The organism is Halomonas sp. (assembly GCF_029263665.1).
Taxonomy (GTDB): Bacteria; Pseudomonadota; Gammaproteobacteria; order Pseudomonadales; family Halomonadaceae; genus Halomonas.
Map to the genome: position 1 here is coordinate 88,510 of NZ_JAJUFQ010000010.1, position 20,945 is coordinate 109,454.

General features: G+C 56.3%; 20 protein-coding genes. 11 read left to right on the top strand and 9 right to left on the bottom strand.

Going from position 1 to position 20,945, the window contains the following annotated elements; translation table 11 throughout:
* Positions 1 to 12 precede the first annotated feature (12 nt).
* Positions 13 to 1,752, top strand: a complete 1,740-nt coding sequence (locus tag Q1K07_RS11980) for an ABC transporter substrate-binding protein (protein WP_300311104.1) — start codon at positions 13 to 15, stop codon at positions 1,750 to 1,752.
* Between the two features lie 262 nt (positions 1,753 to 2,014).
* Complete coding sequence (locus Q1K07_RS11985) at positions 2,015 to 3,229, top strand: uracil-xanthine permease family protein (protein WP_300311185.1); 1,215 nt, start codon at positions 2,015 to 2,017, stop codon at positions 3,227 to 3,229.
* A gap of 260 nt (positions 3,230 to 3,489) precedes the next feature.
* Here Q1K07_RS11985 and Q1K07_RS11990 read toward each other — a convergent pair whose 3' ends face one another.
* The gene (locus Q1K07_RS11990) at positions 3,490 to 4,074 is read right to left on the bottom strand and encodes a cupin domain-containing protein (RefSeq protein ID WP_300311105.1); all 585 of its coding nucleotides are present in this window, start codon (positions 4,072 to 4,074) and stop codon (positions 3,490 to 3,492) included.
* 241 nt (positions 4,075 to 4,315) lie between these two features.
* Between Q1K07_RS11990 and mobA the strand changes: the two genes are divergently transcribed.
* The 7 genes from mobA to Q1K07_RS12025 all read left to right on the top strand — a co-directional run bounded on the left by mobA (position 4,316) and on the right by Q1K07_RS12025 (position 9,875).
* Positions 4,316 to 4,957 (top strand): molybdenum cofactor guanylyltransferase MobA, encoded by a 642-nt coding sequence (gene mobA, locus Q1K07_RS11995; RefSeq protein WP_300311107.1) that lies wholly within the window; start codon positions 4,316 to 4,318, stop codon positions 4,955 to 4,957.
* Positions 4,954 to 5,682 carry a molybdopterin-guanine dinucleotide biosynthesis protein B gene (mobB, locus tag Q1K07_RS12000; RefSeq protein WP_366945066.1) on the top strand — a complete coding sequence of 243 codons (729 nt, stop codon included), beginning with the start codon at positions 4,954 to 4,956 and terminating at the stop codon, positions 5,680 to 5,682. The genes mobA and mobB overlap by 4 nt, the downstream gene beginning before the upstream one ends.
* Positions 5,679 to 6,959, top strand: coding sequence for a gephyrin-like molybdotransferase Glp (gene glp / locus Q1K07_RS12005; RefSeq protein ID WP_300311109.1), 1,281 nt, complete (start codon positions 5,679 to 5,681; stop codon positions 6,957 to 6,959). The genes mobB and glp overlap by 4 nt, the downstream gene beginning before the upstream one ends.
* A 38-nt stretch (positions 6,960 to 6,997) precedes the next feature.
* A complete protein-coding gene (gene moaC / locus Q1K07_RS12010) occupies positions 6,998 to 7,864 on the top strand; it encodes a cyclic pyranopterin monophosphate synthase MoaC (RefSeq protein ID WP_300311111.1) in 867 nt (288 codons plus the stop codon).
* Positions 7,865 to 7,868: 4 nt separating this feature from the next.
* Positions 7,869 to 8,363 carry a molybdopterin synthase catalytic subunit MoaE gene (moaE, locus tag Q1K07_RS12015; protein WP_300311113.1) on the top strand — a complete coding sequence of 165 codons (495 nt, stop codon included), beginning with the start codon at positions 7,869 to 7,871 and terminating at the stop codon, positions 8,361 to 8,363.
* Positions 8,360 to 9,352, top strand: coding sequence for a GTP 3',8-cyclase MoaA (gene moaA, locus Q1K07_RS12020; protein ID WP_300311115.1), 993 nt, complete (start codon positions 8,360 to 8,362; stop codon positions 9,350 to 9,352). The genes moaE and moaA overlap by 4 nt, the downstream gene beginning before the upstream one ends.
* 238 nt (positions 9,353 to 9,590) lie before the next feature.
* Positions 9,591 to 9,875: a hypothetical protein gene (locus tag Q1K07_RS12025; protein WP_300311117.1), complete on the top strand. Its 285-nt coding sequence runs from the start codon at positions 9,591 to 9,593 to the stop codon at positions 9,873 to 9,875.
* 166 nt (positions 9,876 to 10,041) lie between these two features.
* Here the strand turns inward: Q1K07_RS12025 and Q1K07_RS12030 are convergent, their stop codons facing one another.
* Complete coding sequence (locus Q1K07_RS12030; protein ID WP_300311119.1) at positions 10,042 to 11,625, bottom strand: ribonuclease J; 1,584 nt, start codon at positions 11,623 to 11,625, stop codon at positions 10,042 to 10,044.
* A 401-nt stretch (positions 11,626 to 12,026) separates the two neighbouring features.
* On the opposite strand from Q1K07_RS12030, the gene purU reads away from it, so the two are divergent.
* Positions 12,027 to 12,881 carry a formyltetrahydrofolate deformylase gene (purU, locus tag Q1K07_RS12035; RefSeq protein WP_300311121.1) on the top strand — a complete coding sequence of 285 codons (855 nt, stop codon included), beginning with the start codon at positions 12,027 to 12,029 and terminating at the stop codon, positions 12,879 to 12,881.
* A gap of 97 nt (positions 12,882 to 12,978) precedes the next feature.
* On the opposite strand, the gene nadB is transcribed toward purU, so the two are convergent.
* The 5 genes from nadB to Q1K07_RS12060 all read right to left on the bottom strand — a co-directional run bounded on the left by nadB (position 12,979) and on the right by Q1K07_RS12060 (position 18,208).
* Entirely contained in the window at positions 12,979 to 14,544 is a 1,566-nt protein-coding gene (gene nadB / locus Q1K07_RS12040) for an L-aspartate oxidase (protein WP_300311123.1), read from the bottom strand.
* Positions 14,525 to 15,670 (bottom strand): FUSC family protein, encoded by a 1,146-nt coding sequence (locus Q1K07_RS12045; RefSeq protein ID WP_300311125.1) that lies wholly within the window; start codon positions 15,668 to 15,670, stop codon positions 14,525 to 14,527. The genes nadB and Q1K07_RS12045 overlap by 20 nt, the downstream gene beginning before the upstream one ends.
* A gap of 562 nt (positions 15,671 to 16,232) precedes the next feature.
* Positions 16,233 to 16,517 (bottom strand): hypothetical protein, encoded by a 285-nt coding sequence (locus Q1K07_RS12050; RefSeq protein ID WP_300311127.1) that lies wholly within the window; start codon positions 16,515 to 16,517, stop codon positions 16,233 to 16,235.
* A 168-nt stretch (positions 16,518 to 16,685) separates the two neighbouring features.
* Complete coding sequence (locus tag Q1K07_RS12055; protein WP_300311129.1) at positions 16,686 to 17,489, bottom strand: iron chelate uptake ABC transporter family permease subunit; 804 nt, start codon at positions 17,487 to 17,489, stop codon at positions 16,686 to 16,688.
* The gene (locus tag Q1K07_RS12060) at positions 17,486 to 18,208 is read right to left on the bottom strand and encodes a metal ABC transporter ATP-binding protein (protein ID WP_300311131.1); all 723 of its coding nucleotides are present in this window, start codon (positions 18,206 to 18,208) and stop codon (positions 17,486 to 17,488) included. Before Q1K07_RS12060 ends, Q1K07_RS12055 begins: the two co-directional genes overlap by 4 nt.
* Positions 18,209 to 18,335: 127 nt before the next feature.
* On the opposite strand from Q1K07_RS12060, the gene Q1K07_RS12065 reads away from it, so the two are divergent.
* Positions 18,336 to 19,310 carry a zinc ABC transporter substrate-binding protein gene (locus Q1K07_RS12065; protein ID WP_300311133.1) on the top strand — a complete coding sequence of 325 codons (975 nt, stop codon included), beginning with the start codon at positions 18,336 to 18,338 and terminating at the stop codon, positions 19,308 to 19,310.
* A gap of 482 nt (positions 19,311 to 19,792) precedes the next feature.
* Here the strand turns inward: Q1K07_RS12065 and Q1K07_RS12070 are convergent, their stop codons facing one another.
* A complete protein-coding gene (locus Q1K07_RS12070; RefSeq protein WP_300311134.1) occupies positions 19,793 to 20,419 on the bottom strand; it encodes a LysE family translocator in 627 nt (208 codons plus the stop codon).
* A gap of 101 nt (positions 20,420 to 20,520) precedes the next feature.
* The gene (locus tag Q1K07_RS12075) at positions 20,521 to 20,841 is read right to left on the bottom strand and encodes a hypothetical protein (RefSeq protein ID WP_300311136.1); all 321 of its coding nucleotides are present in this window, start codon (positions 20,839 to 20,841) and stop codon (positions 20,521 to 20,523) included.
* Positions 20,842 to 20,945: the final 104 nt, after the last annotated feature.

A 20,945-nucleotide genomic window follows, 5' to 3' on the forward strand; every position in this document is an offset into this window, starting at 1 on the left:
CGCGAGGTGATCATGAAAGCGACATTGAAGCGAAGTGCCTGGATGACGGCGGCGGTCATGCTGGCGTCCACCTCCGTGGAGGCGCAGGAGGATAAACAGGCCCTCATTGAGCGCTTGGCCGATGAAGTGTTCCAGAACTCCACATTGACCCGGGAAGAAAAGATTGCCGAGCTGGAATGGTTTGCCAAGGCGGCTGAACCATTCCGTGGCATGCAGATAAATACCGTGGCGGAGGGACTGACAACCCATACATGGGAACGGGATGTGCTGGTGCCGGCGTTCAATGAACTCACCGGAATCGAAGTCACCCATAACATCATTGGCGAAGGTGATGTGGTCCAGAACATGCAGACGCAGATGCAGTCTGGACGCAATATCTACGATGCCTATGTCAATGATTCGGACTCCATCGGTACGCATATTCGCTATGGCACGACCATCAATCTCACCGAGGCCATGGAAAATGAATGGAAGGACCTGACACTGCCGACGCTGGACCTGGAAGACTTCATCGGCATCCAGTATACCACCGGGCCGGATGGCAATCTCTATCAACTGCCGGACCAGCAGTTCGCCAATCTCTACTGGTTCCGCTATGACTGGTTCCAGCGCGAAGACCTGCAGAAGCAGTTCCGTGATATCTACGGTTACGACCTGGGCGTACCAACCAACTGGACGGCCTATCAGGACATCGCGGAGTTCTTCACCAAGCATGTTGGCGAGATCGACGGCCAGAAGGTCTATGGGCATATGGACTATGGCCGTCGCGATCCATCCCTGGGCTGGCGCTTCCATGATTCCTGGCTATCCATGGCGGGGATGGGCAGTCCCGGTGTGCCATTCGGTAATCCGGTGGATGACTGGGGGATTCGCGTCGATGAAGAGAGTCATCCGGTTGGTGCCAGTGTCAGCCGAGGTGGCGCGACCAACTCTCCTGCCTCCGTGTTCGCGGTGACCAAGATGGTGGAATGGCTACGTGATTTTGCACCACCGGAAGCACAAGGCATGACCTTTGGTGAAGCGGGCCCTGTGCCGGCGCAGGGCAATATCGCCCAGCAGATCTTCTGGTATACCGCCTTTACCGCGGACATGGTCAGCCCGGATGTAGCGGTGACGGATGATGAGGGCAACCCCAAGTGGCGGATGGCTCCGTCGCCGGTAGGGCCTTATTGGGAAGAGGGCATGAAGGTGGGTTACCAGGACGTGGGAGCCTGGACCTTCTTTGACTCCACGCCCGAGGAGCGTCGCAGTGCGGCCTGGCTGTTTGCCCAGTTCACGGTGTCCAAGACGGTGTCTCTCGAGAAACTGATGGCCGGCCTGACACCGATTCGGCGCTCCGATATCTTCTCAGACCAGATGACCGACATGGCACCGAAATTGGGTGGTTTTGTCGAGTTTTATCGTAGCCCCAACGAGTCGAAGTGGACGCCCACGGGGACCAATGTACCGGATTATCCGCGTATGGCACCGCTGTGGTGGGAGAACCTGGCTCCGGCAGTGAGCGGCGACATCAGCGCCCAGGAGGCGCTGGATAACCTGGCAGGTGATCTGGACAACATCATGGCGCGCTTGGCTCGTGCCAAGATCTTCAGCACCTATGAACCTGTGCTCAATGAAGAGGTGGATCCCGAAGAGTGGCTGTCCAAGCCTGGGGCGCCAAAAGCCAAGCTGGATGATGAAATGCCGCAGGGCACAACGGTGCCTTACGATGAGATGATGGAGGAGTGGATGTCGGCTGGCACCAAGGAGTGAAGCCGGTGCGAGAGCGAAGCCGAGAGTGGCCAAGAAGCGTGAGAGAAGAATAGAAAGAGTAGGAGAAGTGCAAGAGAAGGCAATGCCCCCTGATGAGTTTTTCTCATCGGGGGGCTTTGTTTGTGATCGCGTGAGCTTGAATGCAGGATCAGTAATAAGTCAACGGACGAAGTTGGTAACATGGCGACCATTTTCAGCCAATGCCACCCCGGAGCCCCTGATGACCGACCCCTCCTTGTCTCCCTCGAACTCAGAAGAGCGCATGGTGACGACGTCACTACCTCGCACCATGATCACTGGAGCCCAGATGCTGTTCGTGGCTTTCGGGGCCCTGGTGCTGGTGCCGCTGCTGACAGGACTCGATCCTAATGTGGCACTGTTCACGGCGGGCATCGGTACCTTGGTATTCCATGCCACCACGCGTATGTCGGTACCGGTCTTTCTTGCTTCATCCTTCGCCTTTATTGCTCCAATCCAGGGGTCGATAGCCAGCTTCGGAGTATCGGCGACACTTGGTGGCATGATCGCGGCTGGCCTGGTCTATGTGGCGATCTCACAAGCCGTGCGTCTCAAGGGGACGGGTTGGCTGCATCGTCTGCTGCCCCCGGTCGTGGTAGGTCCGGTGATCATGGTGATCGGCCTCGCGCTGGCGCCGGTAGCCGTGAGCATGGCCAGTGGAGAAACCAGCGATGGCATTGGCTACGGTCAAGCCATGGTGCTTTCCATGTCCAGCCTGCTGGTCACGTTGATTCTTGCAGTATTTGGTCGTGGGCTATTGCGCCTGGTGCCGATCCTTGGCGGGATTGTGACGGGATATGTACTGGCTCTGATGATGGGGGTCGTCGATTTCACCTTGGTGCGTGAGGCCTCCTGGTTATCCATGCCGTCCTTCACGGCTCCCAGTTTTCACTGGGCTGCCATCCTGTTCATGATCCCTGTGGCCATTGCTCCAGCAGTGGAGCACATTGGGGACATGGTGGCGATTGGTTCCGTGACGGGGAAAAACTATCTGGAAAAGCCTGGCCTGCACCGCACCTTGCTGGGAGATGGGCTGGCCACCATGACCGCCGGGTTGTTCGGCGGACCTCCCAATACGACCTATTCGGAAGTGACGGGCGCCGTTACCCTGACCCGAGCCTTTGATCCACGCATCATGATAGCGGCGGCATTCACGGCCATTATCCTGGCCTTTGTCGGCAAGCTGGGTGCGATTCTGCAGACCATTCCCGGCCCCGTGATGGGGGGCATCATGACCCTGCTGTTTGGCTCCATTGCCGTGGTTGGCATGAACACTTTGGTACGTGCGGGAAAACCGCTGACGGCTCCGCGCAACTTGGTGATTGTGTCTCTGGTGCTGGTATTCGGTATCGGCGGCATGCAATTCGGTGGTGGGCAGTTCACTCTGCAAGGCGTCAGCCTGGCGGCATTGGTCGGTATTGTCCTGAATCTGGTGCTGCCGAAGGTAGAGCAGTCCTGACGTTCGTATCGAAGTGTCCTGTGACCTGAATGAGATCCAGGACTCCCGTTATATGAAAACGCCCTCGTACTCACCAAGGAGTCGAGGGCGTTTTACTGGAGACTGCTGACAAACTACTGCGCTCGGCCATGCGGCGTTAAAACCCGTCTCAAAATGCTCATTTACACCTTGTAAACTGCGCTTTTTCGGCGGATTTTGCCTTGCCTGACCATCGCTCGTGACCTTTGTCAGCAGCCTCTTCGGTTGTTTGATGACACAGATCAAGCGTGATGCAATTCCTGCCCGCCATCCGAGAACGTCGGTGGCGTGTTGGCGCTAATCAGGATGCACTCTTCGTCGCCGATATTGCGAAACCGATGAGGCAGGCGAGAGTCGAAATAATAGGCGTCTCCTGGCCCCAGCAGGGAAACTTCTCCATTGACGGTGATTTCGATCTGGCCTGTGACAACGACACCGCCTTCTTCTCCATCGTGTTCGAGCATGTCTTCGCCGGTATCGGAGCCTGGGGGATAGCGTTCATGCAGGATGGACATGCGGCGATCCGGCCGCCGTGCAGCGACGAGCTTCCAGATCAACTGGCCGTCGCCGATGTCGGTGAGCTCTGCAGCGCGATAGAAAGGGCTGGGATGATTGGGCTCATCGCCAGCGAAGAAAGCGCTGATGGAGATAGGCAGAGCGTCAAGAATCTTTTTCAGAGAGCTGACGGATGGGCTGACGTTATTCAGCTCGATCAGAGAGATGGTGCTGTTGGTGACTCCTGCCCGTTTGGCGAGTTCGCGTTGAGAAAGCTGTCGTTCCTGGCGGAGTTGGCGCAGGCGAGCGCCGACATCAAAGCCGTCTTCCATAGGATTGTCCACCACGGCCTAGCCGTACTGTATTCAGATAAATTCTGTAGCGTTGTGCAATATGGTGCACAAATGATACTCCCTTGTGGCTTGGTGCGACACTACCAGCATGGCGAGTGGCGTCCCTGTAAGGCATGATGACAGGTATGAAACAGCACACTTCGGTTTGAGGTAACTTCAGTTTGATGTAACGGGTAACTTGAGTGTGGGGTAGCAGGCAACTTGTTTTGAGGTAATGACAGTGGCAGAAATCGCGCTGCACGCTTTGACCGGCGTGGTCCTGGCTGGAGGGCAGGGCCGGCGCATGGGGGGCATTGACAAGGGGCTGGTGGACTTCGCTGGCGCCCCGTTGGTCACCCATGCGGTAGGCTGTTTGAGGCCTCATGTGTCGGAAGTATTGATCAATGCCAACCGGCACCTCGAACGCTACGCACAACTGTCGGATCGCGTGGTGGCAGACCGGATGCTGGAAGATGGCCAGGAAAGTTATCAAGGGCCGTTGATGGGGATCTACAGTGGCTTGTGTGCGGCAACCACCGAGTGGGTCGTGTTCGTTCCCTGTGATAGCCCGGCATTGCCGAAGGATCTGGTGCCGCGCATGGTTGCCGGGCTTGCACAGAAGACGATGGATGGTGACAAGGTCGATATCGCATACGCCTTTGATGGTGAAAGAATGCATCCCGTGGTGGCGATCGTGCGGCGTGAGTTGCGTCATGACCTGCGCCGGGCACTGGAGCAGGGCGATCGCAAGATTCTGCGCTGGTATGAACAGCATGCCTGGTGTCAGGTTGATATGTCCGACTGTCCTGCTGCCTTTGCCAACCTGAATACGGAAGAAGAGCGCTTGGCACTGGAGGCCGCTGTCACAGGAGGCCAACCATGACCGCGGTGCAATCCCATGAGCTGGAATTTTGTCCTGAGGTCGCCATTCTGGGCATTGCAGCATGGAGTGGTACGGGCAAGACCACGCTACTGGAAAGCCTGCTGCCAAGGCTCAAGGCATCCGGGTTGCGGGTTGCCGTGATCAAGCATGCCCACCACCGCTTCGATGTCGATCAACCAGGCAAGGACAGCCATCGGCTGCGTCAGGCCGGCGCCATGCCGATGCTGGTCGCTTCCTCACGACGTTATGCGTTGATGATGGAAACGCCAGAGGCCGAGGAAGCCGACCTGGCCATGTTGATCCGCATGGTCATGCCGACTGCACCGGACCTGATTCTGGTGGAAGGGTTCAAGGATTGGCCGTTGCCCAAGCTTGAACTTTATCGTCCCGCCCTTGGCCAGCCGCTGCTTGCCTCGCGGGATTCCTGGGTCAGGGCAATTGCCAGTGATGTCACCATTTCCGAACCGGATGGTGTGGCGGAACTGGATCTCAATGATCACGACACCATTGCGGCCTGGATTCGTCACTGGGTCATGACCTGGCCTGATACATGCTCCACATTGACGAGCCATTGCCGTATCGCTGGTCAGGAGCCTTCAGCCCGGAAAGCGCTCTCAGCAGGGCAAAGAGAGCTTTCAGCAGACAAAGAAGATCCTTCAGCTGGTCAGGAAGAGCTTTCAGCCGGTCAGGAAGAGCCTTCAGCTGGCCAGGAGGAACCTTCATGACCACGTTGTCCTGCTTTGAGCTTGGCGAAAGGATGCTCAGTGTCAGTGAAGCACGGGCATCATTGCTCACATTGGTATCCGGGCCATTGGCGACAGAGAAGGTTGCCTTGGTGCACGCCCATGGACGAGTGTTGGCAGAAGCAGTGGTGGCTGCTTTCGATGTTCCCGGCCATACCAACGCGGCGATGGACGGCATCGCTCTGAACTGGCCCTGTGCCGAGGAAGGCGTAGGAGGCCCTCTTGCAGGAGAATCTCCTGCTGAATGGCGATTGGTGGGCCAGGCCCTGGCCGGCCAGCCATGGCAAGGGCGCCTGGGGCCGGGCGAATGTATCTCGATCACCACGGGAGCGCCGCTGCCTGAAGGCGCCAATACTGTCATCATGCAAGAACAGGTCACCATCAGCGGTGACCAAGTGAATATCGATTCGGCAGATCGAGTGAAAGGTGGCCAGCATGTGCGCATGGCGGGAGAGGATATCACCAGAGGGCAGGTGGCTCTGGAAGCTGGCTCGCGTATTGATGCTGCGGCATTGGGGTTTCTTGCTTCACTGGGACAAGCGGATGTCACTGTGCGGTGTCGTCCGAGGGTCGCGGTGTTTTCTACCGGCGACGAGGTCACTGCACCAGGCGATGGCCGAGACGCAGCAGCCATCTATGATGCCAACCGTTATTCATTGATCGGCTTGCTACAGGAGCACGGTGCCGAGGTAATGGATCTCGGCATTGTCCGCGATGATGACAATGCCCTTGTCGCACGGCTGACCGAGGCTGCGGAGGTCGCGGATCTGGTGATTTCCAGTGGTGGGGTATCGGTTGGGCAGGCTGACTATACCAAGGCTGCAGTGGAATCCATGGGGCGCCTGACGCTATGGCGTATTGCCTTGCGCCCAGGACGTCCGATGGCGTGTGGTACCCTGGGGGAGCAGCAAGTGCCATTTCTCGGTCTGCCGGGCAATCCGGTGGCCTGTATGGTGACTTTCCTGTGCTTTGTAGCCCCTTTGTTGAGAGTGATGCTGGGCATCTCCCAGGCCCCACTACGCCAACGGGCGGTAGCGGATGGCCGCTTCAACAGCCGTCTTGGCCGCACCGATTTCTGTCGTGGCAGGCTGAGCTGCGATGAAGATGGACGCTTGCATGTCATGCCTACTGGAGCACAAGGGTCCGGCATCCTGTCATCCATGGTGGCAGCCGACTGCCTGGTTGAGGTAGGTGATGACATGGAGAACGCGAACCCTGGCGACACTGTCACTATCCACCCGTTGTTTCGTTTTCCTTGAATCTCGTTTTTCTTGAATTTATTAGTGAGAGCCGTGACATGCTGACTCATCTGAATGAACGTGGCGAGGCCCATATGGTTGATGTGGGCGACAAGGCTGAAACGCGCCGCGAGGCCACGGCGAGTGGAGCTATCTTCATGGCGCCTGCAACCCTGGGCCTGTTGGTGGAGGGACGTCTGCCAAAGGGTGATGTGCTGGCGACTGCTCGTATTGCTGGCATTCAGGCTGCCAAGCGGACTCATGAACTGATCCCCCTGTGTCATGCCTTGTCCTTGAGTAAAGTGACGATCGATTTTGATATCGATCGTGAGTCTGGCTGTGTAAGAGTCCGCGCATTGTGCCGTCTGAATGGTCGCACCGGCGTCGAGATGGAAGCCCTGACGGCTGTATCGGTGGCCTGCTTGACGCTATATGACATGTGCAAGGCGGTCGACAAGGACATGGAAATAGGTGCCGTGCACCTGGAGACCAAGACCGGGGGCAAGTCGGGTGACTATTGCCGCAATACCGCGCTGGGCCACTCGGCGGATCAGAATCACGTAGCTGACCAGGGAAGCGTGACAGCGGCAGAAGCGTCAATACCAGAGAATAGACCGAATATGGCCGACAGTGTGGTAAGTACAGCCGAGGGTGTGGCGAATACGAAGAGTGCTGTCGTGCATGTGCGCTGCCTGGCTGAGCTGCGTGAGCGACTTGGTGTCGAGGAAACGTCCGTCACTTTCGCCAGCCTTCCCAGTGCGGACGTGGCCGGATTGAAGGCACAGCTTGGCAGGATGGATAAGCGTTTTCAGTATCTGAATGATGCACAGGTGTTGTGCGCAGTAAATCATGTCATGGCGGGGGATTCTTCGGCTATCACGGAAGGTGACGAAGTGGCTTTTTTCCCGCCTGTGACAGGGGGATAAGCCAATGCTGGCGAACAACAATAAATCCATGCTGCGCAGTCAGGTCCGTGTTCAGGAGGAAGCTTTTGATCCGGGGGTTGAACAGCAGGCATTGCTGGCGGGACGCAGTGATATTGGGGCGGTGGTCTCCTTCACAGGGCTGGTACGGGATTTCAATGAGCGTCCTGAAGTAACGGCACTGACTCTGGAGCATTATCCCGGCATGACAGAGGCGGCTCTGGCGCAGATCATCGATGAAGCACGGGAACGCTGGCCGATCGATGCAGTGAGCATCATTCATCGAGTTGGACGCCTGACCCCTGGAGATCCTATCGTATTGGTAGTGGTTGCCTGTGCGCATCGCCGAGCGGCATTCGAAGCCTGCGAATTTCTGATGGATTATCTCAAGACCCGTGCCCCACTGTGGAAGAAGGAACACACCGCCAGTGGAGATTACTGGGTATCGGAGCGCGAGCAGGATCATCATGATGCTCAGCGCTGGGAGAAAGAGTCACCATGACACAAACGTTGATCGATGACTTTGGCCGTAGGGTGTCTTATGTCCGCCTTTCGGTGACCGACCGCTGTGACTTCCGCTGTGTCTATTGCATGAGCGAGGAGATGACGTTTCTGCCCCGTGCCCTGGTGTTGACGCTGGAAGAAATTTCCCTGGTTGCGGAGGCCTTCACCGAGCTTGGCGTGGAAAAGATCCGCTTGACTGGTGGTGAACCCCTGGTGAGGCGCAACATTGATAATCTGGTGTCGACCATTGGGGCATTACCGGGCTTGAAGGACTTTGCCATGACCACCAATGGAGCGGGACTGCGTCGTCATGCCGAATCGTTGCGTCAAGGAGGTCTCAAGCGTCTCAATGTGAGTCTGGACTCCCTTGATCCCGAGCGCTTTCGTCGCCTGACTCGTACGGGGGACTTGAGCAAGGTGATTGATGGTATTCATGCAGCTCAGGATGCTGGCTTCGAGCGCATCAAGCTCAATGCCGTGATTCTCAAAGGGCGCAATGATGATGAAGTGTTGGACCTGGTGGAATTTTCCCGTCAGCAAGGTCTCGATATCAGTTTTATCGAGGAAATGCCTCTGGGTGATGTGTCAGATCATTCTCGTGCCGAGACCTATTGTTCAAGCGATGATGTCATGGCGTTGATCGAGAAGCGCCATGTATTGACTCCCACGGCGGAAACCACCCCAGGACCATCACGCTACTACCGCATGGCGGATAGCGATATCAGAGTAGGGTTCATTTCTCCTCATAGCCATAACTTCTGCTCCAGCTGTAACCGTGTCAGGGTCACTGTGGAAGGGCGTCTGTTGCTATGCCTGGGGAATGAACACTCGGTTGACTTGAGGGCAGTGTTGCGCCGTTATCCGGGAGACAAGGAGCGCCTCAAGCAGTCCATCATTGAGGCAATGCACCTTAAACCGGAAAAACACCATTTCACTACTGATGGCGATATTCAGGTCGTGCGCTTCATGAATATGACGGGAGGATAGCGTGGTTGCTTGGGCGAGAGCATGCAGCAAATAACGTAGTTGATGACCGTTGAAGATATGGTGGTACATTGGACAGACTGCTACTTTGCAAATAAAGAGGGTGCCAGCGTGGCACCTTTTTTATATGTCTTTTGTGGACAAAATTACTAGAATTTCTTGCCAAGACTTGGGTAGAGCATATACTTTTCACAGGTGCTTAAAGGTGTCAGCCTTTATTTTCCAAGGCATGGAGGAATATATGTCCAGCGAATCTCTCGAGCGCATTGCTCGGAACAAGAATGTTGCTCGCGCTGCTGCTCGTCAGCTGAGCATGGAACAGCTGCAGAAACTTCTTGAAGTTATCGAAGAAGTTATCGAATCGAAGAAAGATGAAGAGCGTGTACGCCAGGAAGAAGAAGTGCAAAAGGCGCGCAAGCTGGCCGAGATTCGTGAGCAGATCAGTGAAGCGGGTCTGTCACTTGAGGATCTGGTTGCCGAGCAGCCCAAGCGCAAGCGTGGTCGTCCACCGAAGAATCCCAAGTAATCATTACTCAAGTAAGCGTTATTAGTATCGAGTAAGCGTTACTGGTGTAAGGACAGGGCTCGATTGCCTGTAGACCTTCCGCCAAAATATGCCGGCCTGGGCTTCATGCCTGAGGTCGGCATATTTTTTAGCATGAAAACCATACTGGCATGGAGGGCTTGTCTATTCAGGACAAGCTGTCGGCAAGTGTTTCGGCTTCAGTGGCCATCAGTTGCAAGTGTACTTCGGGCAAGCGGTGAAGGTGTGTATGCAGCCATTGTTGCAGGCGTGGATATAACGCCTGGCGCAAAGTCAGAAGCGTATCGCAGGATATGCTGCACAGTTGTTCATCCAGCCAGTCGCTGAAACTGTCCTCGTCCATGGCACTGCATTGACTGTTGTCGATCATCAGGCGCCCTATGCGAGTCCAGCCCGTATCACTGGCAATCAGGGTGATGGCCAGGCTGAGGGTTCCATGGCGGGCCTGGCTGGGCTTGTGGGCAGGCGACAGCTGGTTTTGAGTGACGATGCGCGCTGACTGTGAATGCTGTGACACCCGTTGAAGGCCGTTGTGATCAAAGCGGACCAAGTCGCCGTTGATGGGCCGCAAGGGGGACTTGATCCCGAGACGTTCAGCCAATGCCATATGTGCTTGCTGATGAGGTTGTTCGCCGTGTACAGGCAGCAGATATTGGGGCTTCAGCCAAGCGTAGAGCTGCTCCAGTTCTTCTTGTGCTGGGTGGCCCGATGCATGCAACTGGGGATGACTGAACTCATCCAGGATGGCGACCTGATAGCGCCCCAGTGCACGCTTGAGGCGTTCAATCAGGTGTTCATTACCAGGAATGGCCTTGGCCGAGAAGATGACGCTGTCACCTGCGGTCAGTTCGAAATGCGGATGCCGTCCTTGAGATAGTCGGGCCAGGGCTGCACGCGGTTCTCCCTGGCTGCCGGTCGCAATGACCAGTACTTCCTCTGCAGGGAGATAACCCAGGTCTGATACCGGTACCAGAGAGGGGAAATCATCCAGATAGCCCAGTCGGCGGGCATGTCCCACCAAACGTTCCATGGAACGCCCGAGCAGGCTGACGCGACGTCCGCAACGGGCCGCTGCACGCCCGATGGAGAGCACGCGTGCCAGGTTGCTGGCGAAACAGCTGACGACCACACGCCCAGTGCATTCGGCAATAGTACTTTGCAGCGCGCGGGCGACTTCGCCTTCGCTGCGGGAATGTCCAGGAAGGTGGGCATTGGTGGAATCAGCGACGACCAGGTGCAATGGAGATAGTGCCTTGAACAGCTCGGTATCGATGGGTCTCCCGATGATGGGATCGGGATCCAGTTTCCAGTCACCGGTGTGCAATATCCGATAATCTCCTGCCTGGATCAGCAGGGCGCAGCTCTCAGGAATCGAGTGGGGAAGCGGCAGATACCGCAGCGACAGGTTGCCAATATCACGAGCATCGCCTGGATCGATGACCTCGATAGCCTGGCCTGTCAGACCGCGTTCAGCGAATTTATCGCGCAGCATGGCAGCAACAAGCGGTGTTGCCAGTACAGGACATCTCCATTGTGGCCATAGCCAGGCGACAGCGCCAATATGGTCCTCATGACCATGAGTGATGACGATGGCCTGGGGTTGGATGCCAAGCTCGTTCGGTGTTGCCAGGTCGGGTATCTGGAGAGGACTGCCTGGAAGATCCTGGCGAATCATCATGCCGCAATCGACAGCGATCCATGTGTCCTGGTAGCCGTAAAGACTCAGATTCATGCCAATTTCACCACAGCCTCCTAGGGGCAGGAACTGCACGGGAGGGCGGCGGCGAGGGCGGATCTGAACGAGTGGTGTTGGCATTGGAACGGCTGACTGGTCGGAATGACCTTCACTATACGGGAAGGCTTGATGTTGACTCAATGCTGGACATCACTCCCTCATGCTTATGTTGTGATGATTGTTGTGTTTGACAGACAACGCCAGAAGGATGTCATGGGCAGTGCGCTGTGCCCTTCAGTGCTTCAGGAAAACGGCAGATGGCCTTTAGTGCGCCTATCCGTATTGCAGGCTGCCAACACGAAAGTGATCCACGTGCCGAGAGCGATGTAGTCCGCTACAATGCGCAACTCCTTGGCTATTTGCCCAGAAATTTTGTCCTGATTTGTGAGAATGTCGTGATGTCCCATTTTTACCGCCTGGTGGTGTCCTGTCCCGATCGTTTAGGCATCGTTGCCCGCGTATCGAACTTCATCGCCGGCCACGGGGGCTCAATCACTGAAGCCAGCCAGCATTCTGACCTGGGGGCAGGGCGCTTCTTCATGCGCTATGAAATCCTGGCTGATTCCATCGGCATGTCCCTGGAAGAATTGCGTGATGCGTTTGCTCCAGTCGCGAGAGAGTTCGACATGCAATGGGCATTGCGTGATACCCGTGACAAGCGACGCGTGGTGCTGATGGTGTCCCGGGAGTCACATTGCCTGGTAGATCTGCTGTATCGCTGGACAGCGGGTGAGCTGGATTGTGATATTGCCGCGGTGATCTCCAACCATGATGACATGCGCGGTATGGTCGAATGGCACGGTATTCCTTATCACCACGTCCCCGTCACGGCAGACAACAAGCCAGAGGCTTTTGCCCGTGTCGAGCAGTTGGTCGAAGAGTTGAATGCCGACAGTATCGTGCTGGCCCGCTACATGCAGATTCTGCCGCCTAATCTGTGCCAACGTTATGCAGGCAGGGTAATCAATATCCACCATAGCTTTCTGCCGTCCTTTGCTGGGGCCAAGCCGTACCATCAGGCGCATGACAGAGGCGTGAAGCTGATTGGTGCAACCTGCCACTATGTGACGGAAGAGCTGGATGCGGGACCGATCATCGAGCAGGACATTCACCGTGTCAGCCACTGTCATACACCTTCGGATCTGGTGCGCTTCGGCCGCGATGTAGAGAAGACAGTGCTGGCACGAGGGTTGCGCTGGCATCTGGAGGACAGAGTGCTGATTCATGGCAACAAGACGGTTGTCTTTGCTTGAAGCGTGGTGCTTGATGTGAAAAGCGGCAGGGCATTGTTGCCCCGCCGTTTTTTTATGGTGCTTTTTTATGATGCCTGTGGGCATGCGCCTGACGGTTTCAGCGATGCTGCACGGAAGGCCGGGGGTCGGGGTCTGCATGCACCGGGCAATCAGGATTGAAGTGCAAGCCCCGGGATTCCCGACGTGCACGTGCACTGGCCACGGTCAAGCGTGCCAGGCGTAAAGCGTGTTGGTAGCTCAGGAGCTCTGCATCTGCTGCAGCCGTTGGCAGGATGGTATTCATTTCCGCTTCTAGCTGGGCAAGTGCCTGATCGGCCTTGGCCAGTCCTTCATCACTGCGCACGATGGCAACCCAGGCGCTCATTTCATTACGCATGGTGTCGCGCCAGTGCCGGATGCGCTGTTGGTCGACCGGCTCGCTGCCCCAGCGGGGAGCCATGATGGGGGCATGACTTGTCTGTGATGGCTGTTCGCGCAAGTGTTGGGCAGCGGAACGGGCATAGACCAGGCACTCCAGCAATGAGTTACTGGCCATGCGATTGGCGCCATGAAGGCCTGTATAAGCGACTTCGCCAATGGCATACAGAGCGGGAACTGCGGTAGCGCCATGATGATCAGTGGCAATACCGCCACAGCTGTAATGGGCTGCCGGTACGACGGGAATAGGTTGCTGGGCGATATCTAGGCCACGACTCATGCAGTGGGCATGAATGGTCGGGAAATGGTGCAGGACAGCATCCTGTCCCAGGTGGCGTACATCCAGCAGTACATGGTCAGAATGGGTGCGCTGCATCTCGGCATCGATGGCACGGGCCACCACGTCTCGGGGAGCCAGTTCAGCGCGCTCATCAATGGCCGGCATGAAACGCTCGCCTTGTACATTGAGCAGCAGACCGCCTTCTCCGCGCACGGCTTCACTGATCAGGAAGGGGGGGCCATCCGGGTCGTACAGGCAGGTTGGGTGGAATTGCTGGAACTCAAGATTCTTCAATTCTGCGCCGATGGCGTAAGCCATGGCCATGCCTTCACCGCTGGCCGGGCTGGGGCTGGTGGTATGGCGAAACAGACCGCTGGCCCCCCCCGTGGCAAGCACCGTATCCTGTGCCAGCAGCTCCACCAACTGGTTGTCAGTATCGAGGCAGTACGCGCCACGACAAGCGCCATCCTGATCCGTGATCAGTTCTACGGCGGTGAGGTCATCACGCAGGCTGATACCGGGGTGTGTCTTGACGCGTTCGAGCAGTGTGTCGATGACAGCGCGGCCAGTGGCATCATCCGCATGGATGATACGACGGGTGTTGTGTCCGCCTTCCCGAGTCAAGTGATAAGGATATCCTGCGTCCGGGTCTGGATCCGGCGTAAAGGGGACCCCCAGTTCCAGCAGCCAGTTGATGGCATCAGGACCATTTTCCACAGTGAAACGCACCGCGTCGGGATCGCATAACCCATCACCTGCTACCAGGGTGTCCTGGATGTGGGCTTCGATATCGTCCTGGGGAGACAGTACGGCAGCAATTCCCCCTTGGGCCCAACGGCTGGCACCGAGAGATTGGTCTCCCGGGCGGAGCAGCATGACGGAGCGTTGATCGGCGATTTCCAGGGCCATGGACAGGCCGGCGACACCACCACCGATAATCAGGACGTCAATGGGGGGAGTTGCCATCTTGGTTTCCTTCCTTATTGTCATAGGGCGTTGTCCGCAGCAAACCACGTCGTTGAGCACGATTGTGCAGGCGTTTGCTGGGCAGCCGCTCCAGGCGTCCCAGACGCTCGGCAGTTGCGATGGCCAAGCGTGCCAGCTCGCGGTTGAGCCATAGATATCCGCTGGGACTGAACAGCACTCTCTCATCTTTACCACGGGCACTCATGGCCAGTTCGGCAAAGGGTTGCAGGACAAAAGGCGTGATGCTGAAGTCAATGGACTGACCGGTGCGCACCTTCAATGCCAGCGTGCCAAGGCCTCGGGCCAGGGTATGCTGCTGTTCGCGAAGTCCCTTCATGGCATTGATGCAGCTGTGCCCTTCTCTAGTCGTCCAGTGGGTTTCCAGCAGCAGCTCGATAGTGGACAGCATGCGTCGTTGATAGGAAATCAATTCATCCACGTCTGTGCGATTCAGGCGTCCTTCGCGATGAATGGCATCACTCAGCCCACGTTGCTTGACCAGCAGACGGCTGGTGGACTTGAGCAGATTGCGAGTATCAAGATCGGGGGCTGAAGTTGCTGAGGTATGGGCATGATATAGCTGAGCCATGCCATCCAGACAATCGGCCAGCATGAAACGCATCAGGTCTGTGGCTTTTTGCGGCAGGAACAATACCGTGGCGGCAATGCCGACCAGTGTGCCAAGCAGGACATCGGTAGCCCGCCAGAGCGCAACGCTGAAAGCCTGGTTACCGTCCCCGATTACCAACAGCAAACTGACGGAGAACATCAGTCCACTATAAGCCTGACGCCCAGGGAACACGACCCAGGTGCAGGTGGCAATGCCCAGCAATGCACCGAGGTAGATGCCCCAAGGAGGGAGGTGCAGCATGATCAATGCCAGGCCAAGAGTGGCCCCCAGGATAGTACCGGCCAGGCGCTGGCGGCCCTTGTCCAGCACGCCGCCGATATGCGGCAGGTTGCCCATTACCATGGCGGTGCTGACGAGTGCCCAGCCACTGTGCTCGAAAGGAAGAACCTGGATGATGGCAAAGGTTATTGCAAGTGCCAAAGACACTCGCAGGACATGAAACAGGCGTCGGTGGCGATGGTTGATGAAGGGGTCTCGCAGGCGGCCGAGCAGCATGGCGGGGGCACGGGCTCCTAAGTTGTTAAAATCTGGTTGTTAAAACCTGGTTGTGATACCCGGTTGTTTAAAACCAGATCGTATAGACCAGATTGTCCAGGATCGGATTGTCCAGATCTGGGCCGTCCAGTGCTGGGGTTTTAACGCTAGGTTTGCCTGGCAGGAATGGACCGGCACGTTGTTGCCACCTTGAGGAGGCGATTCAATATGATGCAGCGGGAGTTGCCGATGAAACGGCTGCACTGGATCAATGAGTTGGCATCAACGAACCGGAATCTCGAACCAAAGGCATGAAAAGCGCCAAGGGCACACCTATGCCCGATCAGCGCGCGACCATTCTATGTCGGCGGCGGTGGATTCGCCAGCCTGTCTCCTGGCTCTTTGAAGTGCTTTGTTCCCCGTCAATATGTTTCTTCTGTCTGTGCTCCGTCTCGACAAAGACAAAAAAGCCCCCATTAGGGGGCATGAAGCGGGGTCGCCTTGTTCAACTGATGCTTGAGGGCTCTATTCCAGCTGAGGGTTCTATTCCAGCTGAGGGCTCTATTCCAGCCGACGGCTCTTCTCAACTGGTCGCTTCGCGAGCAAGCTGCAGTTGATTAGCTGTTCCAGCGACATTGCTTTCATGGGCCTGCTGTGTGGCGTTAAGTTTGGCGCGAGCGGCAGACATGGCGGCGCTGCTGCCTTGTTCCACCAGGGTGCTGGCGCTGTCCAGGGGCGCGGTGGCCTGTGACTGCACTGTGGAGAGAGGCTCACTCAGTTGCATGGAGCGGTCGGTTGCCTGGCCAGCTTGGGCAATGGCAGGGAGAGTGGCGATCAAGAGTGCGGGAATGATCAATTTGATTTTCATGACGATACTCCTGTCAGGGGAAGTAATCTTGCGTTCCTAGTAATAAGCACTCTAATAAACTAAATAGATAAATAAAAGAGACTCTTTTTCCCTGATTCATTCGTTAAAATCGAATGGTTGAAGGTGGGAGCATTGTCCGATCAAGGCGCCGGACCTGTCTACTGAGAGTTACCTTGACTGGCAATGGCGGCCATGGCCGACAAGGCTGGCAACCGCAAACAGGATGGCGGCCAGGCTGACAATCGTTGGACCAGTAGGGGTGTCGAGCCAATAAGCTGCTTGTAATCCACCTGTAGTGGAAATCGCTCCTATGGCTGCAGCGAGCAGAGCCATGGTTTCTGGTGTGCGACTGAATGGGCGGGCAGCTGCAGCAGGAATGATCAGCAGCGCAACGATCAGTAATACCCCGACGACTTTCAATGCCACGGCAACGACCATGGCGAGTGACAGCGTCAGTATGAGCTGTTCGCGTCGTGGATCGATGCCACAGGCATGGGCGAGATCGCTATTGAGTGTCGCGATCAGGAGATTCGACCATCGCCAACTTATCAATCCCAGGACCAGGATGGCACCTCCCCAGATGATGGCGAGATCGTTCAGCCCAACGGCAAGGATGTCGCCAAAGAGGTAGGCCATCAGATCAATGCGCACGCCCGACACAAAGGACACCGCCACCAGGCCGAAGGCAAGAGCGGAATGAGCCATGACGCCCAGCAAGGTATCCATGGCGTAGCCCTTGTTGCTCAGGAGAGAGACGAGAGTGGCCATGGTCAGGGCAATGACCAGCACTCCAGCAAAGATTGAGGTTGAAAGTACCAGCGACAAGGCGACTCCGAGAATGGCGGCGTGGGCAGTGGCATCGCCGAAGTAAGCCATGCGACGCCATACCACGAAGCAACCCAGTGGTGCTGCAGCAAGAGCAACGCCGATTCCGGCCAGGAAAGCACGAATCAGAAAGTCGTCGAGTATCACGAGGGGAGTTCCATTGGGCTTGGGGAGTGATGGTGTTGATACAGGGCGAGAGTGTCGTGAGTGTGATGGCCAAACATGGCCAGGTATGCCGGTGAGCTGGATACTCGCTCGGGTGTTCCCTCACAGCAGATGGTGCGATTCAGGCAGATGACACGATCTGAAGTTCGCATCACGACGTGCAACTCATGGCTGACCATCAGTACGCCACAACCCAGCTCGCAGCGAACAGCTTCGAGCTGGCGATAGAAAGCGGCGATGCCTGACTGGTCGAGCCCTTGGGTTGCTTCGTCGAGGATCAACAGGTCGGGTGATTCCAGCAGGGCGCGTGCCAGCAGAATACGTTGTAGCTGCCCCCCTGAAAGCTCATTCATCTGCTGCTTGCCAAGTCCTGCAACTCCAGCCTGATTGAGTGCCTTCTCGATCTGCAAGCGGCTCCGCTGGAAGGGCAGCCTCATGAAGCGCGACACGGTCATTGGAAGCGTGGCATCGAGGTGTAGATGCTGGGGAACGTAGCCAATGCTCAGCCCTGAAGCTTTGGTGATATGGCCTCGGGTCGGTTGCAGAGAACCAATAATGCTCTTCAGCAAAGTGGTCTTGCCTGAACCATTAGGGCCAACGATGGTGACGATTTCACCTCGTTCGAGTATCAGTTGGATGTCTTCCAGGATGTGTTGGCCACCGAGGAAGACTTCCAGGTGTTCAATCTTCAGCAATGTCATGACGTTTTCCGGAGAAGTCAGTAGGGAATCGATGCTGAGTGCAGGATGTCTTGTGCTTGACATAAGTAGAAATGTTATAACATAACTATATTGGCTTCAATTCACTCATAAATGATCAGGAGCAATCATGATATTACGTGCCCGCCATGCAGCGATGGGGCTATTGGCAGCACCTGTTGTTGCTGCTGCCGAGGTGCCATCCGTGGCAGTGGACATCCCCCCGGTCTATTCACTTGTCGATACCGTCATGGGAGAACTGGGGACGCCCGATCTGCTGGTTCAGCCCGGGGCTTCGCCGCACGCGTACTCCATGCGGCCATCAGAGGCAGAGGCACTTGATCGTGCTGATGTGGTCTTCTGGATTGGTGAAGACCTGACGCCTTGGCTGGCGCATTCTCTGGAAAATCTGGCTGGAGATGCCGATAAAGTGGAGTTGATGGACGTGCCAGGCACACAGAAACTGGAGTTTCGTCAGGGAGCCACGTTTGAGGCTCATGGTCATGACGACCACGACCACGACCACGACCACGACCACGACCACGACCACGACCACGAGGCGGCTCATGGGCACGACCATCATGGTCAAGACCCTCATGGCTGGCTTGATCCAGTGAACGCTCAGGTGTGGCTCGATGCGATTGCGGAATCACTGTCTGAGGCTGACCCGGAAAATGCCACTACCTACCGGGAAAACGCTAACCTAGGGAAAGCAGAGCTAAACACGTTGACAGAGGAATTGGAGGAGCGCTTTGCCAACCGGATTGCCCCTCGCTTCATTGTCTTCCATGACGCCTATCAATATTTCGAGAACCGCTTTGGTATCTCGGCAGCCGGTGCGATTTCCCTGGGCGATGCCTCGCAACCTAGTCCGGCGCGGATAGATGAGCTACGCAAGCGCGTCGACGAGCTGAACGTCGACTGCGTATTCAGCGAACCGCAGTTCAATCCCAAGCTTGTCGAGAGCGTATTCGGAGGTACAGGAGTCGAGACTTCCAGTGTCATTGATCCGCTGGGAACGGGGATACCTCTTGATAGTGACCTCTATTCGACGCTGTTACGTCAGTTGGCTGATGAGATAGCCAGCTGTGGAGAGGCGCATTGAAGCAGCAAGGAATGTTGCACTCGCAGAAGTGCATGCATTGGCGTTGCGCTCTGAATAGGTGTGCAGGGTAAATATATAGAGCGGGAATATATCGTGCGGATAGGGTGTTACGGGAAGGTGCGCCATCCTTGGCCCACGAACAACACCCGAACGTGACGCGACAGCCATCCTGGCATGAATACCCATCCTGGGTTGTACGTCGCATCACGCAGCTATGATAAACAAATGCAGGTAGCAGGGATGTAGGAAATCACCGATTTGGCATGTAGGACAATGCAGGTAGACGAGTGTCTGCCATCTGTTGCGTGAGGGCTGGATAGGGTCAGGAGCAAGGTCTCACTCCAATGGCTCACCTGACATGTATTACAGGCTGCCATTTGGCAGCCTTTTTTATAGCGTACCCTGTGATCAAGACTCTTCTCCAGCATGAGAGAGGCACTGATATGGCAGCGCTATCGTGCATCGCCCTGACGCCTGATGTTCTATCTCCGCAGAAGGAGGTCGAGGGAGAAAAAGCTGAGGACTGAACCTGAGAGCAGGCGTTGGGTGCGTATAGCCGATGGCCGCCTGGCAAGTAGCTCGCTGATGGATGATGCTGCCAAGACGATCATGCCGTTGATCGTGACCGCTATAGCAATCTGAACAAGACCGAGCTGGATGAACTGCGTCAGCGTCGAACCTGCGGTGACATCAATGAACTGTGGAATCAGTGCCGAGTACATCAAGGCGATCTTCGGATTCAGCAGGTTGGTCACCAACCCCATCGCGAATAGACGCTGTGATGAGTGGGGAGCAAGCTTTCTTGCCTCGAACAGGGAGTGTCCGTTGGGGCGTATCATGTTCCAGGCCATATATCCCAGATAGATTGCTCCTGCGATTCGTATGACATCATAAGCGATTGGTACTGCCTCAAATAATGCGGCAAGGCCAAGTGCAGAGGCAAACATGTAGCAGAGGAAGCCGAGAGCGACTCCTGTCAACGAGATCAGTCCTGCAAGTCGACCTTGCGATAGGGTTCGTGATGTCAGATACACCATGTTGGGGCCAGGAGTCAGGACCATCCCTAGAGAGATCAATGCCACTCCGAGCAGACTTTCGACGCTTATCATGGCCAGGGGCCTCCCGATTAATGGAGCGAGTCCCAGGCAATGCGAGCTGCATTGCCTGTTTTTATCGTAAAGTCGGTCATGATGACCTGCATCAGGATGGGTTACTTGTCAGTCCCGATGGTCAGTCGTAATGCTTGAAGGCCCCCCAGTTCGAGTTGCACATCGTCGGAGAAAACGGGATGGCCCTGGACACGGATATCGAGTGTGGCTTCGGCACCATGGTAAATGACATCGGCCGAGACATTGGCATGGGTGCTCAGGGGGGCTTGCAAGCTGTAGTCGACACCTTTGACCTCTAACGCGCCAAGCCCAAGGTCGTCGACCTGCTCTTCGATCAGCTGATGGATACTTGCTCCATAGTAAAAGTACAGTCCGCTGTAGGCGAGTCCAGCGATTACGATGAGGGATAAGAGTTTGCCCACGATACTACTCCTTGTCTGAAAGGCACCTTATACCATGATGCGAGCACCGACTCGTGTTCATGATAGAACTCACGCTGGAAAATCGACTGCTCAAGCAAAACAGC